We start from the raw sequence: 15,601 nt of genomic DNA, 5'->3' as shown, positions 1-15,601 counted from the left end.
CGTTACGCGACGGGTTCGTAACGCCACCCGTCGCGCTGCCACTGCATCGTGTGCGTCGGTTCGAGCGCCGCGAGAAACGCGGCGTCGTGCGACGCGACCACGATCGCGCCGGGGAAGCCGGCCAGCGCCGCTTCGATCGCGCGCACCGATTCGAGATCGAGGTGATTGGTCGGCTCGTCGAGCAGCAGCAATTGCGCGGGCGTGCCGCGCCACAACGCGCAGGCGAGCGCGGCCTTCAGCCGTTCGCCGCCGCTCAGTTGCCGCGCCGGTTGCGTCGCGCGCGTCGCGTCGAGCTGCAGCAGCGCGAGGCGGCTGCGCAGATCGCCTTCGGCGAGCGGCGTATCGAGCAGGCCCAGTTGCTCGACGATCGAGCGCTCCGGGTCGAGCAGCGCGAGCCGCTGGTCGAGATACGCGGCGCTCACGTGCGTCGTGCAGGTACCTGAGCGTGGCGCGAGCTCGCCCGCGAGCATCCTCAGCAACGTCGATTTGCCGCAGCCGTTCGGGCCCGTCAGCGCGATGCGCACGGCGCCGCTCGCCGACCACGTGATCGCGTCGGCGTCGCCCGCGACGCGCCACGGCAATCGCGCGCGCTCGAGCGTGAACAGCTGGCGGCGCGCGCTGACTTCCGTGCCCGGCAGCGAGACGAGCACCGGCGCGTCGGCTTCGATGCGCGCGGCTGCCTCCTGCACGCGCGTGTCGAGTGTCGCCTTGAAGTCGCTCTGATGACGCCGGACCGACCCCATGATCGCGCGCGCCGCGCCCTTGCGGCTCTGGCGCGCCATCGACGACAGGTTGGCCGTCTTCGCGTCGCGCAGCGAGGCGGCCGCGTGGCGCTGGATCGTGTCGTGTTCCTGTTCGAGCCTGCGCCGCACGCGCCCGCGCTCGGTGCGCGCATGGTCGAGCGCCGCGTGTGCGGCCTCCTGTTGCGCGTCGCGCTGCGCGCGGTAGAGCGCGTAATTGCCGCCATACGAGCGCGCGCCGTGCGGCGTCAACTCGACGATGCGCTGCACGCCGGCGAGCAGCGCACGGTCGTGGCTCACGATGACCACGCCGCCGCGCCAACCGTCGAGCGCCGCGCGCAGCCACGCGCGGCCCGGGGCGTCGAGATGGTTGGTCGGTTCGTCGAGCACGAGCAGGCCGGCGCCCGACAGCAGCGCGCCGATCAGCGCGACGCGCGCGAGCTGGCCGCCGCTCAGCGCATGCGCGGGCGTGTCGGCGTGGACGTCGTGCAGGCCGGCCGCGTCGAGCGCCGTGCGCAGCCGCTCCGCGAGATCCCAGCGATCGCCGATCAGGTCGAAGTCGCGCGGCGTCGCACGACCGTCCGCGAGACGCGCGAGCGCGCCGAGCGGCGCATCGAGCGCCGCGATCTGCGCGACGGTCGGCGGGGCGGCGGCCGCGTCATCGCGGTCGAGATCGTGCTGCTGGGCGACGTAGACGACGTGCGTATGTCGCTCGATCGTCCCCGCGCTCGGCGTGCGCCGCCCCGCGATCAGTTGCGCGAGCAGGCTCTTGCCGACGCCGTTGCGGCCGACGATGCCGGTCGGCGTGCGGTCGATGGACAGGTCGAGCGAATCGAACAGCGTGACGCCGTCGTCGAAGCGGAAGGAAACGTGATGAAGCGCGACGAGCGCGCCGGTGGGCGTGGCTGCAGCCATAAGCACCTCCAAAAATGCATGAAGACCTTCGCGCGCGGCGTGCGTGGCACGGGCGGCGAAAACATTTCGGGAAGGCTTAGTTGTTCACTTTGGCTGGCGTCCGGTATGAGGAATGAGCGCGCAGTGTAGCAAGCGCGGCGCGCGGGCCGCAAGCGAGCGGCGCGAACGCCGTCGCTTGCGCGCCACGCACGGTTACTGCACGGCGACCGTCGCGAAGTTCTGCCGGCCGAACGGACTCACGTGATAGCCGCTCACGTTCGTGCGCGTCAACGCAGCCGCGGTCGGGTAGCCGAGCGGAATCCACAGCGCCTGATCGTGGATGATCTTTTGCGCCGATTCGTACAGCTTCGCGCGCTTGGCCTGATCGGCGGTCGACTTGCCGTCGGCGATCAGCTTGTCGAGCTGCGGGTCGCAGAAGCGCGCGAAGTTGATGCCCGACTTCACCGCGTTGCAGCTGAACAGCGGCGACAGGTAGTTGTCCGGATCGCCGTTGTCGCCGGCCCAGCCCATGAACAGCATGTCATGCTGGCCGAGCTTCGCCTGCTTGATCAGCTCGCCCCATTCGATCACCTTCACCTCGGCCTTCACGCCGACCTTCGCGAGGTCGGCCTGCAGCAGTTCCGCGCCGACCTTCGGGTTCGGGTTCAGCACGCTGCCGGTCGGGCGCGTCCAGATGGTCGTCGAGAAGCCGTTCGGGAAGCCGGCCTGCGCGAGCAGCTGCTTCGCCTTCGCGGGATCGTACGCATACGGCGCGACGTCCTTCGCGTAGCTCCACGTGTTCGGCGGATACGGATTGTTCGCGGCCGTCGCGGTGTTGTCGAACACGACCTTCAGGTAGGTCGCGCGGTCGAACGCGAGGTTCAGCGCCTCGCGCACCTTGTCGTTGTCGAGCGGCTTCTTCTGCGTGTTCAGCGCGACGAACGCGGTCATGAACGCGGGCGTCTGCACGACCTTCAGCGCGCTTTCGCCCTTCGCGGCGAGCACGTCCTGCGGCTTCGGCGACAGCGCGATCTGGCATTCGCCGGCCTTCACCTTCTGCAGGCGCACCGACGGGTCGGGCGTGATCGCGTAGATCAGCCGGTCGACCTTCGGTTTCGTGCCCCAGTACGTCGGGTTCGCGTCGTAGCGGATCAGCGCGTCCTTCGTATAGCTCTTCAGCACGAACGGGCCGGTGCCGACCGGCTTCGCGTTCAGGTCGGCCTGCTTGCCGGCCTTCAGCAGCTGGTCCGCGTATTCGGCCGAGTAGATCGACGCGAAGCCCATCGTCAGGATCGGCACGAACGTCGCGTTCGGCTCGTTCAGCACGAATTTCACCGTGCTGTCGTCGACCTTCGTGACCGACTTCACGAGCTTCACGAGGCCCATCGACTGCGCATGCGGGAAGCCGCTCGCGCCGGCCACCTTGTGCCACGGATTCGCGTCGTCGAGCATCCGCGCGAACGTGAACACGACGTCGTCCGCATTGAGCGCGCGGCCCGGCTTGAAATAGTCGGTGGTCTGGAACGCGACGTTCGGGCGCAGGTGGAACGTGTACGTGAGGCCGTCGGCGCTCGCTTCCCATTTGTCCGCGAGCGCGGGTACGACTTTCTTCGCGGCTTCGTCGTAGGACACGAGCGTGTTGAAGATCACGTCGGCCGATGCGTTGGTCGTGACGAGCGAGTTGTACTGCACGACGTCGAAGCCGTCCGGGCTCGATTCCGTGCAGACGGTAAGCGGCTTGGCGGCGGCGAGGCCGGGGGCGGCAAGGGCGACCGCGAGCGCGGCCACGGCGAACGGCTTGACGTGCATAGGATCTCCCACGTGGCGTGTGTTTTTCGCTGGATGACGGAGGCAGGCGCGGCCCGGAAGCGGGCAGGGCCGCGCGGCTGGCGAATAGGATACCGTCAAAGCGCGCGACGCGTGAAAAAAGGCGTCGGAACGCAGCGAATTGACCGAAAAACGGCTGCGTTCGCGACGGAACGGGTGTTGATGCGGCGGAGCGGGTAGTGCGAGCGCGGCGTGGGAGGCGACGTTCCGGGTCGGGGCGAGGCGGGCGGCTGCGAATGCGCGACGGAAATGCGCGGCGCAGCGCGCTGAATGGAACCAACAGGTCGCCGCAGCGGTGCGGCACGAGGGGAGAGATCCGCGCGGATTCGCGCGGTATGGCAATGCAGATCACCGCGGCGCGACAGCGATCCGGCGAGACGCGCGCCGGATCCGCGACGCACTCAGTGCGCGCCGGCCTTCGGCTTGCGCGGCGCCTTTTCGAACAGGCGATCGTACAGCCAGCGCGGCAGCACGTGCAGCACTTTCGCGACGACGCCCATCTGCCACGGAATCACGCGGAACGCGTGCTGCCGAGCGATCGCGCGCGCCGCACGCGCGGCGAAGCGGTCGGCGTCCATCAGGAACGGCATCTTGTACGGGTTGTGCGCGGTCATCGGCGTGCGAATGTAGCCGGGCGCGATCGTCACGACGCCGACGCCGGCCGGACGCAGCTCGACGCGCAACGCTTCCAGATACTTGATCGCGGCCGATTTCGACGCGCTGTACGCGCCGGAGCCGGGCAGCCCGCGCACGCCGGCGACGCTCGCGACGCCGACCAGCGTGCCGTGGCGGGCGGCCGTCATCGGGCCGACGAACGGCTCGAACGTCGCGACCATCCCGTAGTAGTTGATGTCCATCACGTCGCGGAACGTGGCGAGATCGCCCTGGCCCGTGACGGCGCCCTGGCTGATGCCCGCGTTCGCGATCACGACGTCGGGGCAGCCGTGCGCGGCGATGAACGACGCGGCGGCCGTCGCGAGCGCGTCGGCGTCGCGCACGTCGGCGGAATAGACGGAGATGGACAGCTTCGGGAACCGCCGCGCGAACGCATCGAGTGCATCGGTGCGCCGTGCGACGAGCGCGAGCGTGGCGCCCTGGCGGGCGTATTCCTCGGCCATCGCGAGGCCGAGGCCGCTCGACGCGCCGGTGATGAAGACCTTCAGCGGAGTAGTCATGCCGGCGCGCGGGTGGGGATCAGAGCTTCTTGTCCTGAACCTGCTTCACGAGGAAGTCGAGCACCTGCGCGGTACCCGGGATGCTGTTCGTGTAAGCGGGGCCCGTCTTGTACTTGCCCTGGACGACGACCGTCGGCACGCCGTCGATCGCGTAGTCCTTCAGCAGCTTGGCCGACTGGTTCACCTCGCCCTGCACGCTGAACGAGTTGTACGCGTCCATGAACTTCTTCTTGTCGACGCCTTGCGTGGCCAGGAAGTCGGCCTGCGCCTGCGGCGTGAGCAGATAGTTCTTCTGCTTGTGGATCGCGTTGAAGATCGCCGGCGTGACCTTCTCGGAAATGCCGAGCGCGGACACCGCGTAGAACAGCTTCGAGTGCGGCAGGAAATCGTCACGGAATGCGACCGGCACGCGCTTGAAGTCGATGTTGTTGCCCTGTTTCTTCACCCAGGCCTCGATCGTCGGCTCGAATTCGTAGCAATGCGGGCAGCCGTACCAGAAGAACTCGATGACCTCGACCTTGCCGGCCGGCGCGGACACCGGCTGCGGCGACTTCATCACCTCGAAGTCCTTGCCGGCGGCCGGCGCGGCAGGCGAAGCCTGCGCGAGGCCGGCGGCCAGGCCCAGGGACAGAAGGAGCGTGCTAAGTAGTTTTTTCATGTTGTGAACGTCGAATCAGTTGCTCGGGTTACGGAACGTAACGGGTTCTGCGTGGGCGCGGCCGGTTGGCTTACTGCTTCGTGAAGCGGATCACCGCCGTGTCGACACCTGCATCGGACAGGCGCTGACGGGCCGAGTTCATATCCTCGAACTTCGAGAACGGGCCGACGCGCACGCGGAAGTAGGTCACGCCGCTGACGTCGCGCTTCGACACCTTCGACTCGAAGCCCTGGAAGCCGAGGCGCGCACGCTGCTGCTCGGCATCGCCTTCCGTCTTGTATGCACCGACCTGCAGGAAGTAGCCGGTGTTCGCGTCGTTCGCGGTCGGCGGCTTCGCCGTGGTTGCCGCGGCGGCTGCGGCCGACGACGTCGGCTTCGGCGTGTTCGCGGCCTGCTGCTGTTGCTGCTGCTTTTGCGCGGCGGCCTGCTGCGCCTGCTTCTGCGCGGCGAAGCGTGCGAGGTCGTCCTCGCCACCTTGCTGCTGTTGCTGCTGCGCTTGCTGCGTCTTCTTCGGCGGCGGCGTGGTGTCGGCCGGCTTCGGTGCGACGGCGACGCCGTTGCCCGACGACGGATTGTTCGACGCGGCGGTGTTGTTCGAGCCGGTGGCGCCGTTCGTGTTGCCCGACGGCGGCACTTCGACGATCTGCGGCTCGGGCAGCAGGCCGTTCTGGGTCTGGTTCGCGGCCTGGCCGGGCGCGGTGTTGGGCGGCGCGGATTGCGCGGCCTGCGGCACCGGCTGGCCGGGCGTCTTGCCCTGCAGCGCGCGGTTCGGGTCGAACTGCTGCGGCTGGCTCGCGCCGTTGTCGGCCGGCGGCGGCGCGACCTTCGACACGAACGGCGACGGCGAACGCGTGATGTACAGCGCCACCACCACCGCGATCGCGAGGCCGACGATCAGGCCCAGCACGATTCCAAGAAATGTCCCTCCTGCTTGTTTCGATTGCTTCGAAGTTCGGCGTGGTTGTGCCATTGCTTGAGTCACCTGCAAAAAGAATCGTGAGAGGGCCGCGGCGGGCATCCGGCGACGGGCATCCGCCGGCCGGTGCTGCCGCGGCCATTCGCGGCCCGGTTCGGGGCCGCGCTGACATCCTTACATCTTGGCGGGCGCGGATACGCCGAGCACCGCCAGGCCGTTCTCGAGCACCTGCCGGGTCGCGGCGAGCAGCGCGGCGCGCGCATTGCGCGGCGCTTCGTCGTCGACCAGCACGCGCTCCGCATTGTAGAACGAGTGGAATTCGCCAGCGAGATCGCGCAAGTAGAACGCGACCGCGTGCGGCGCCAGCTCGTTCGCCGCGTGCGTGAGCATGTCCGGATACTCGGCGAGCTTCTGCATCAGCGACGCCGCTTGCGCGCTCGTCAGTTGCGACAGGTCGGCGCCCGGCAGTTGCGCGACGTCGACGTTGTAGCGCGACTTCAGTTCGTTGAGCACCGAGCAGATCCGCGCATGCGCGTACTGGACGTAATAGACCGGGTTTTCGTCGTTCTGTTTCAGCGCGAGGTCGATGTCGAACACGAACTCGGTATCGGCCTTGCGCGAGATCAGGAAGAAACGCACCGCGTCGCGGCCGCGCGTGATGGTCGCCTCGTCGATCAGGTCGGGTGCCGCTTCCTGGCCCGCGGCCGCGCCGCCCGACCATTCGATCAGGTCGCGCACCGTCACGTAGCTGCCCGCGCGCTTCGAGATCTTCACTTCCTGGCCGTCGCGCATCACCGTGACCATCTTGTGCAGCACGTAGTCGGGATAGCCTTTCGGGATCCCGATGTGCAGCCCCTGCAGGCCGGCGCGCACGCGCGCGATCGTGCCGTGGTGGTCCGAACCCTGGATGTTGATCACCTTCGTGAAGCCGCGCTCCCACTTCGTCACGTGGTAGGCGACGTCCGGCACGAAGTACGTGTACGTGCCGTCCGACTTGCGCATCACGCGATCCTTGTCGTCGCCTTCGTCGGTCGTGCGCAGCCACAGCGCGCCGTCCTGCTCGTAGGTCATGCCGGCCTTGACCAGCGCGTCGACCGTCTGCTCGACGCGGCCTTCGCTGTACAGCGACGACTCGAGGTAGTACTGGTCGAACTTCACGCCGAACGCCTGCAGGTCCATGTCCTGCTCGCGACGCAGGTACGTGACCGCGAACTTGCGGATCGCGTCGAGATCCTCGACGTCGCCCGCGCCCTTCACCGGCTCGCCGTCCGACGCGGCGACCGTTTCGCCGTTCAGGTAGTCGCGCGCGATGTCGGCGATGTACTCGCCGTTGTACGCGGCTTCCGGCCAGCCCGCGTCGCCCGGCTTCAGGCCGCGGGCGCGCGCCTGCGTCGAGATCGCCAGGTTGCCGATCTGCACGCCCGCGTCGTTGTAGTAGAACTCGCGGTGTACCGCATAGCCCTGGCTCGCGATCACGTTCGCGAGCACGTCGCCGAGCGCGGCCTGGCGGCCGTGGCCGACGTGCAGCGGGCCGGTCGGGTTGGCCGACACGAATTCGAGCAGCACCTGCTTGCCTTTCTCGCGATCCGACGTGCCGAACGCGCGGCCCTGGTCGAACACGGCGGCGATCACCGCCTGTTTCGCGGCGGCCGACAGGCGCAGGTTGATGAAGCCGGGGCCGGCGATCTCGGCGGCTTCGACGAGGCCTTGCGCGGCCGGCTGCGCGGTCAGTGCGGCGACGATCTGCTCGGCGAGCTGGCGCGGGTTCGCGCCGAGCGGCTTCGCGAGCTGCATCGCGACGTTGCACGCGACGTCGCCGTGCGCGGCGACCTTCGGGCGCTCCAGCGTGATGGCGGGGGCGACGAACGCCGCGTCGGCGCCTTTCAGCGCGTGTGCGACCTGCTTGACGCTATCCGCGAGCAGGGCTTCGAGGGTCTGTTTGTGTGCTGGCAGCATGCTGGTAGAAGGCTTCGTTGGTGGCGGCCGGAAACGCGGGCCCGCCGGCGCGCTTTTTAAGCGCGCGTTTCAGGGATCGCAGAATTTTAACAGGTGCTAATATGCCGCTCAGGCGGCCCGCGTCCGCGAGGCCGGACGCCGGTCTGTCGGCGTTCCCCAACCGCGCCGCGCAGGCACAACAAGATGAAAAGGGAATTGTCATGATTACGTTCAAGAGCAAGGCGGCACAGGATCTCGACGTGCTGAAGGATTTCGCCGTGTATGTGCTGGGTCTCGTCGGCAAGCAGCTGGGCGAGCGCGGCGTCATTACGCACGACGAACTGGACCACGCGATCGCCAAGCTGGAAGGCGCGGTCGCGCAGGCGAAGCAGGAGCGCGCCGAGCACGCCGGCCATTTCCACGAGGACGAAGTCGACCACGCGCACCATGAAGTGCCGCCGAGCCTGGCCCAGCGCGTCGCGCCGTTCCTGACGATGCTGCGCGAAGCGAAGGCCGGCCAGGCCGACGTGCACTGGGGCTTCTGAGCGTCCTTGCCTGGCGGATCGAACGGTTCGCCCGACACGAAAAAAGCCCGCGTTCGAGCGGGCTTTTTCTTTTGTCTGATGAAATTTGCGTCGATCAGACGGCGGCCGCGAAATCGGGGTGGGAGCGCGGCGTCTGCCTTGACCGGCAGGTGAAATTCCTTATAATTCAATGTAAGACTATGTGAAAGCGGGTGCGAAAACATAGCGCCGCCTGGGCAACCGGGTCCCACCTGGAGTGGGTATTTCGTTGAAAGACGGAAAGAGAGTCCCGCATGCGACGGCTGCCGAAAGGCGGCCGTTGGTTTTTCTACGCCCGGATCTTGCGGCCTTCCAGGCTTGCGCGCAGCAACGTGCGCAACGCGACTTTCCGCGCTTCCCGCTGGCGCCGGTTCAGGCCGCCATCCAGCATGTAGGCGGACTGGACGCGCAGGATGAGCCGGCGTTTCCTGATCCGGTCCTTCGCCACCTCGAAGAACACGGCATACATGCGTTGCGTGCCGTCCGATGCGACCGTTTCCACCGTGACGAAATTGGGTTGCCGTTCATCCGCGACGACGATCCGGCGCGTCGCCAGCCCGACGATCACGCCGCGCAACAGCTCCCGTGACGCGCGGTACCGGTCCGCGCAGAGCACGCGTGTCTCGCGGCCGTCGTCGTAGACCTCGTCATCCGGAATGGCGTCGCGGGTGCGTCCGTCCCATTTGAAGCTGCGTGTGAAGCAGTGACACGAGAACAGGACCAGAACCGTCACATCGAAGCCGGTTTCCAGATCGCAGGTGAATGTCAACGGACGCAGATGGCTCAGATCCCAGCGCTCGCCGCGGTAGATCGTCAGCGGGAACGGGCTCGCGTTGTCGGCTGGCGTGTCGGTGATCCGGATCTCGAAGGTCGACATGGCGGGAATGATTTAGGGAGAAGGGTGCGTCATGTCGCCCACGCGCGTTGGCCCGAAAGCTCGGCGTTACAGCGATTTCGATCTCGATTATTGAGATTAGGTATCCTGATGAATCAAGCCGTTGTGCGACGCGCCCCTGGATCGGGGCGCGTGGCGATGAAAGTGGCGGATCGCCGCGGTCGACGCGGTTACAGCTGCGGCGCGAGCGCGCGGCGCGCGTCGTCGAGCGACAGCGCCATACGTTGCGCGTAGTCCTCCAGTTGATCCTGTCCGATTTTCCCGACCGAGAAGTAACGGCTGTCCGGATGTGCGAGGTAGAAGCCCGACACGCTCGCCGCCGGCAGCATCGCCAGCGAATCGGTCACGCTCATGCCGATCTCGTCCGCGTGCAGCACGTCGAACATGTCGCGCTTCACGAGGTGGTCGGGGCAGGCCGGGTAGCCGGGCGCCGGGCGGATGCCCGCATACTTCTCGGCGATCAACGCGTCGTTGTCGAGCGTCTCGCCGCTCGCATAGCCCCACAGCTCGCGCCGCACGCGTGCGTGCATCGCTTCGGCGAACGCTTCCGCGAAGCGGTCGGCGAGCGCCTTCAGCATGATCGCGCTGTAGTCGTCGTGATCGGCTTCGAACTGCTTTTCCTTCACGTCGACGCCGAGACCGGCCGTCACCGCGAACATCCCGATGTAGTCGGCCACACCCGACTCCTTCGGCGCGATGAAATCGGCGAGCGAACGGTTCGGCCGCATCACGCCGTCGACCACCGGGCGCACGCTCTGCTGGCGCAGATTGCGCCACGTGAGCAGCACTTCCGAGCGCGACTCGTCGCTGTAGATCTCGATGTCGTCGTCGTTGACGGTATTCGCCGGCAGCAGCGCGATCACGCCGTTCGCGGTCAGCCAGCGGCCCTGGATCAGGCGCGCGAGCATCGACTTGGCGTCGGAGAACACGCGCCGCGCCGATTCGCCGACGATCTCGTCGTTCAGGATCGCCGGGTACGGGCCCGCGAGATCCCAGGTCTGGAAGAACGGGCCCCAGTCGATGTAGTTCGCGAGTTCGTTCAGGTCGTAGTTCCTGAATACGCGGCGGCCGATGAACTTCGGTTTCACCGGCTGGTAGCCGGCCCAGTCGATCTTCGTCTTGTTCGCGCGCGCGTCGGCGAGCGTGACCATCGGCTGCGCCTTGCGGTTCGCGTGCTGGTCGCGAATGCGTTCGTAATCGGACTTCAGCTCGTCGAGATACTTCGCCGCGCCTTCGTCGGACAGCAGGTTCGACGCGACCGACACCGAGCGCGACGCATCGGGCACGTAGACGACCGGGCCTTCGTAGTGCGGCGCGATCTTCACGGCCGTGTGCACGCGCGACGTCGTCGCGCCGCCGATCAGCAGCGGAATCTTCTTCACGCGGAAGTAGTCGTCGCGCTGCATTTCGGACGCGACGTACGCCATTTCCTCGAGGCTCGGCGTGATGAGTCCCGACAGCCCGATGATGTCCGCGCCCTCGACCTTCGCCTTCGCGAGGATCTCGTTGCACGGGACCATCACGCCCATGTTGACGACTTCGAAGTTGTTGCACTGGAGCACGACCGACACGATGTTCTTGCCGATGTCGTGCACGTCGCCCTTCACGGTCGCGATCACGATCTTGCCCTTCGCGCGCACGTCGCCGCCCGCTTCCGCGAGCAGCCGCTTTTCTTCCTCGATGAACGGGATCAGGTGCGCGACCGCCTGCTTCATCACGCGCGCCGACTTCACGACCTGCGGCAGGAACATCTTGCCCTGGCCGAACAGGTCGCCGACGATGTTCATCCCGTCCATCAGCGGCCCTTCGATCACGTTGATCGGACGGCCGCCGGCCGCGGCGATCTTCGCGCGCACTTCTTCGGTGTCCTCGACGATGAAGGTCGTGATGCCGTGCACGAGCGCATGCGAGAGCCGCTTCTCGACCGGCTGGTTGCGCCACTCGAGGTTCTCTTCCTTCTTCGCGCCGCCCGCCTTGAACTTGTCGGCGATCTCGAGCAGACGATCGGTGGAGTCGTCGCGGCGGTTCAGGATCACGTCTTCCACGCGCTCGCGCAGCTCCGGGTCGAGATCGGCGTACACGCCGAGCTGGCCCGCGTTCACGATGCCCATGTCCATCCCCGCCTGGATCGCGTGGTACAGGAACACGGTGTGGATCGCCTCGCGCACCGGGTCGTTGCCGCGGAACGAGAACGACACGTTCGACACGCCGCCGCTCACCTTCGCGAACGGGAGGTTCTGCTTGATCCAGCGGGTCGCCTCGATGAAATCGACCGCGTAGTTGTTGTGCTCCTCGATGCCGGTCGCGACCGCGAAGATGTTCGGGTCGAAGATGATGTCTTCCGGCGGGAAGCCGACTTCGTTCACGAGGAAGTCGTACGAGCGCTTGCAGATCTCGGTCTTGCGTTCGTAGGTATCGGCCTGGCCGGTTTCGTCGAACGCCATCACGACGGCGGCCGCGCCGTAGCGGCGGATCAGGTTCGCGTGGTGGCGGAACGCGTCCTCGCCTTCCTTCAGCGAGATCGAGTTCACGATCGCCTTGCCCTGCACGCACTTGAGGCCGGCCTCGATCACGTCCCACTTCGACGAGTCGATCATGATCGGCACGCGCGCGATGTCCGGCTCCGATGCGATCAGGTTCAGGAAGCGCACCATCGCCGCCTTCGAATCGAGCATCGCCTCGTCCATGTTGATGTCGATCACCTGCGCGCCGTTCTCGACCTGCTGGCGCGCGACGGCGAGCGCCTCGTCGAACTGGCCGTTGAGGATCATCCGTGCGAACGCCTTCGAGCCGGTGACGTTGGTGCGTTCGCCGACGTTGATGAAGAGCGTCCCGGGCGTGACGTTGAACGGCTCGAGGCCGGCAAGGCGCATCATGTGATCGGTCATGGCGGTGCGAATTCTTTTGATGATGGACGTGGGGCGGTCGGTCAGGCGTTGTCGCTGTACTGGTTCGGCCAGCGGCGCGGCTTCACGTCGGCGAGCGCCTTCGCGATCTCGGTGATGTGCTCGGGCGTCGTGCCGCAGCAGCCGCCCGCGAGGTTCACGAGCCCGGCCTGCGCGAATTCCTTCAGCAGGCCCGACGTGACGTCGGGCGTTTCGTCGAAACCGGTGTCGCTCATCGGGTTCGGCAGGCCCGCGTTCGGGTAGCACGACACGTAGGTGTCGCACAGCTTCGCGAGCTCGGCGATGTACGGGCGCATCAGCGCCGCGCCGAGCGCGCAGTTCAGCCCGAACGTGAGCGGCTTCGCGTGACGCAGCGAATTCCAGAACGCCTCGACCGTCTGGCCCGACAGGATCCGGCCCGACGCATCGGTGACGGTGCCCGAGATCATGATCGGCAGGCGCTCGCCGGTGTTCTCGAACAGCTCGTCGAGCGCGAATAGCGCGGCTTTCGCGTTCAGCGTGTCGAAGATCGTCTCGACGAGGAACAGGTCGACGCCGCCGTCGAGCAGCGCCTTCGCCTGCTGGTAGTACGACGTGCGCAGCTCGTCGAACGTGACGTTGCGTGCACCCGGATCGTTGACGTCCGGCGAGATGCTGGCCGTCTTCGGCGTCGGTCCGATCGCGCCCGCGACGAAGCGCGGCTTGGTCGGCGTCGCGTATTTCGCGGCCGATTCGCGCGCAAGCTTCGCCGATTCGACGTTCATCTCGACGACGAGCGCTTCCATCCCGTAGTCGGCCTGGGCGACGGTCGTCGCGCCGAACGTGTTGGTTTCGACGATGTCGGCGCCGGCCGCGAAGTACTGGTCGTGGATCTCGCGGATGATCTGCGGCTGCGTGAGCGACAGCAGCTCGTTGTTGCCCTTGATGTCGCGCGGGAAATCCTTGAAGCGCTCGCCGCGATACGCGGCTTCGTCGAGCTTGTAGCGCTGGATCATCGTGCCCATCGCGCCGTCGAGGATCAGGATGCGCGATTTCAGCAGCGCGGGCAGGGCGGCGCCGCGCGTGTAGCGCGCGTCGAGCGGGACGGAAGCGGCGAGAGGAGTCGCGGACATGGGCGGAAGATCGGCGAAGGCGGGAAAACCGTCATTGTAGCCGGTGCGTCAAGCGGTCGTCGGCCCTCGCCGCATGGGCCGGACGGGCCACCAAAGGAAAGCCCCCGCCGGCGAGCCGGACGGGGGCAGGATCGGAGTGCACGCGGCGCCGCATCGATGCGCGGCGAATGGCCCGGCCGCGTGACGCGCCGGGCCGCGAGTCGTCAGTGCAGCACGACGGGCATCATCATCAGGCTGTCGAATTGTCCGAGGAATTCGTCGACCTCGTCGAGCGACGGTTCATCCTCGATCAGCTGCTTCACGTGCGCGCGGAATCGTTCGGCAAGTTCGCCGTCGATGAAGATTTCGCGCTGCGCGTTCTTGTCGACGATTTCGTATCCGCCGGCATTCATCAGGTGATGGCCGGCCTGCGGCGCAAATTCGACGACGCAGTAATTGGGGCTGTTGTAGATCATTTGCATGGCGGCACTCCTCTTCGCAGTGGCATCTGGCCTTGTTGTCCCCTAGGTGGGGCAAGCCTTGCCGGTTTCAAGGGGCTTGCGCTGCACACCCCGTTCTCCCGTTTGCGTGGGGTGTATCGGTTAGAAGCCGATGTCTATCAAACGTTTCTCATTGTGAGCCGGTGGACTGAAATAGTTGTTAAAGAATGTCATCGGCCATTTCCGGGAAATCTGTAATCGGTCGAAATTGCCGATTCATGTGCGTTTATCACTGTGTGACAGTCGACGCCGCCGGTGGTTGCATCGTCGCGGGCGGTGTCGATGGCGCCGGTTCCGCAGGCGGCGCAGGCGATGCATGGGGCGTCGACGCCGCGGTGGGCGCGTTGGTTGCGCCGCCGGGCGCTGCATCGGCAGGCACGTTCGGTGCGGCGAGGCGGCCGTGCCACAGCAGCTCGATCTGCGCACCGTTCGGCTCGGTCTGCACGAGCCGCGCGGGCAGCCAGCCGAGCGACGGCGCGAGCCACATGTCGATGCGGCGCGTGTCGCCGTCGCGGCGCGGCAGGCGCATGAAGTGGCGCGCGCCGACGATGCCGGCCTGCGTCTGCACCTGCTCGTCGCCGATCACGGTGATCGGCCAGGTCTCGCCGCTGTTGTTGTCGATCACGAAGAACTGCTGCGTGACGCCAGGCTTGTAGGCGGCGGGATTGCCGCGCAGCAGCCCCGACAACTGCATCAGCATGCTGAAGCGGTCCTGCACGCCGTCGGGCAGCGGCGCGTTGTTCGGCGTGCGCGTGAACACCACCTGCCGGATCTCGCGGTTGAAGATCGCGATGTCCTCCGGCCGCTTGCCGCGCTTCTCGACGTAACGGTCGGGCGCGACGCCGAACGCGTCGATGCGGCCTTCGCTGCGATAGGTGAACGGGCCGACGAACGGCACCGGCATCGACACCGACAGGTCGTACGTGTGCCCGTCGGTGCGCCAGTGGATCGTGCCGATCATGTTCTGCATGCCGTTGTAGAACGTGTCGTATTGCAGGTCGCCGGATGGCGGCGCGGCGAACTTCACGCCGCTCGTGGCAGGCCCCGGCGTCGCGGCGCTGGTGCCCGCGGCCGACGCGGCTTGCGTGCCCGAAGCCCCCGATGCGCCGCTCGCCGCGGATGCGGCGGCCGCCGGCGGTTCGCCGTGCTCGGCCGTTTGCGTGGAGGTGAGGACCGGCTCGTGCGACGGCGCGGGTTTCGGCGGGGCGGCCTTGGGTGCGGCCGGACGTTCGACCGGCCTCGGTTCCGGTGGCGCAGGCTGGCGCTCGATCGGCTGCGGTTTCAGCAGTTCGATCTGCACGGGGATCTCAGCGGACGGCGGCGGCGTGAACGATTCGCGGTTGCGCATCAGCCAGAATCCGGCAAGCGCGTGCAGTACCAGCACGGCGACCAGCGCGACGCCCACGCGCAGCCAGCGGCGGGGCAGGGCGTGACTCGGGCGAAGGTCGGCAGGCTGGTTGGGCATCGGAACAGGGTCGGGCGCGTGGGTGACGTCGGGCGCGCGGCGCGCGCCACAGGAATC

At 67.1% G+C, this 15,601-nt stretch carries 12 protein-coding genes; 1 reads left to right on the top strand and 11 read right to left on the bottom strand.

The window, feature by feature from the left end:
• Nucleotides 1–2 precede the first annotated feature (2 nt).
• The 6 genes from J8I33_RS24005 to argS form a co-directional block, all read right to left on the bottom strand.
• A complete protein-coding gene (locus J8I33_RS24005; protein ID WP_209939180.1) occupies nt 3–1,655 on the bottom strand; it encodes an ABC-F family ATP-binding cassette domain-containing protein in 1,653 nt (550 codons plus the stop codon).
• A gap of 192 nt (nt 1,656–1,847) precedes the next feature.
• The gene (locus J8I33_RS24000; protein ID WP_209939178.1) at nt 1,848–3,443 is read right to left on the bottom strand and encodes an ABC transporter substrate-binding protein; all 1,596 of its coding nucleotides are present in this window, start codon (nt 3,441–3,443) and stop codon (nt 1,848–1,850) included.
• 419 nt (nt 3,444–3,862) lie between these two features.
• Entirely contained in the window at nt 3,863–4,636 is a 774-nt protein-coding gene (locus J8I33_RS23995; protein ID WP_050017794.1) for an SDR family oxidoreductase, read from the bottom strand.
• Between the two features lie 19 nt (nt 4,637–4,655).
• Complete coding sequence (locus J8I33_RS23990) at nt 4,656–5,294, bottom strand: thiol:disulfide interchange protein DsbA/DsbL (protein ID WP_011694426.1); 639 nt, start codon at nt 5,292–5,294, stop codon at nt 4,656–4,658.
• Nucleotides 5,295–5,364: 70 nt separating this feature from the next.
• The gene (locus J8I33_RS23985; RefSeq protein ID WP_124556186.1) at nt 5,365–6,264 is read right to left on the bottom strand and encodes an SPOR domain-containing protein; all 900 of its coding nucleotides are present in this window, start codon (nt 6,262–6,264) and stop codon (nt 5,365–5,367) included.
• 120 nt (nt 6,265–6,384) lie between these two features.
• Entirely contained in the window at nt 6,385–8,166 is a 1,782-nt protein-coding gene (argS, locus tag J8I33_RS23980) for an arginine--tRNA ligase (RefSeq protein ID WP_050017796.1), read from the bottom strand.
• Between the two features lie 200 nt (nt 8,167–8,366).
• Between argS and J8I33_RS23975 the strand changes: the two genes are divergently transcribed.
• Nucleotides 8,367–8,690: a DUF1840 domain-containing protein gene (locus tag J8I33_RS23975; protein WP_209939177.1), complete on the top strand. Its 324-nt coding sequence runs from the start codon at nt 8,367–8,369 to the stop codon at nt 8,688–8,690.
• A 307-nt stretch (nt 8,691–8,997) separates the two neighbouring features.
• On the opposite strand, the gene J8I33_RS23970 is transcribed toward J8I33_RS23975, so the two are convergent.
• From J8I33_RS23970 to J8I33_RS23950, 5 genes are all read right to left on the bottom strand, one after another.
• Nucleotides 8,998–9,585, bottom strand: a complete 588-nt coding sequence (locus J8I33_RS23970) for a hypothetical protein (RefSeq protein WP_209939176.1) — start codon at nt 9,583–9,585, stop codon at nt 8,998–9,000.
• Between the two features lie 188 nt (nt 9,586–9,773).
• Complete coding sequence (metH, locus tag J8I33_RS23965; RefSeq protein WP_245170342.1) at nt 9,774–12,491, bottom strand: methionine synthase; 2,718 nt, start codon at nt 12,489–12,491, stop codon at nt 9,774–9,776.
• A gap of 41 nt (nt 12,492–12,532) precedes the next feature.
• Nucleotides 12,533–13,600, bottom strand: a complete 1,068-nt coding sequence (locus J8I33_RS23960) for a homocysteine S-methyltransferase family protein (protein WP_209939175.1) — start codon at nt 13,598–13,600, stop codon at nt 12,533–12,535.
• 203 nt (nt 13,601–13,803) lie between these two features.
• The gene (locus J8I33_RS23955; RefSeq protein WP_006477667.1) at nt 13,804–14,061 is read right to left on the bottom strand and encodes a DUF3567 domain-containing protein; all 258 of its coding nucleotides are present in this window, start codon (nt 14,059–14,061) and stop codon (nt 13,804–13,806) included.
• 247 nt (nt 14,062–14,308) lie between these two features.
• Nucleotides 14,309–15,544 carry a DUF3108 domain-containing protein gene (locus J8I33_RS23950; protein WP_209939174.1) on the bottom strand — a complete coding sequence of 412 codons (1,236 nt, stop codon included), beginning with the start codon at nt 15,542–15,544 and terminating at the stop codon, nt 14,309–14,311.
• Nucleotides 15,545–15,601 lie beyond the last annotated feature (57 nt).

Origin of the sequence: Burkholderia sp. AcTa6-5 (assembly GCF_017815075.1) — a bacterium.
GTDB classification, from domain to species: domain Bacteria; phylum Pseudomonadota; class Gammaproteobacteria; order Burkholderiales; family Burkholderiaceae; genus Burkholderia; species Burkholderia sola.
Note: the sequence above shows the minus strand (reverse complement) of the source record. Positions and strands in the feature narration are given on the sequence as shown.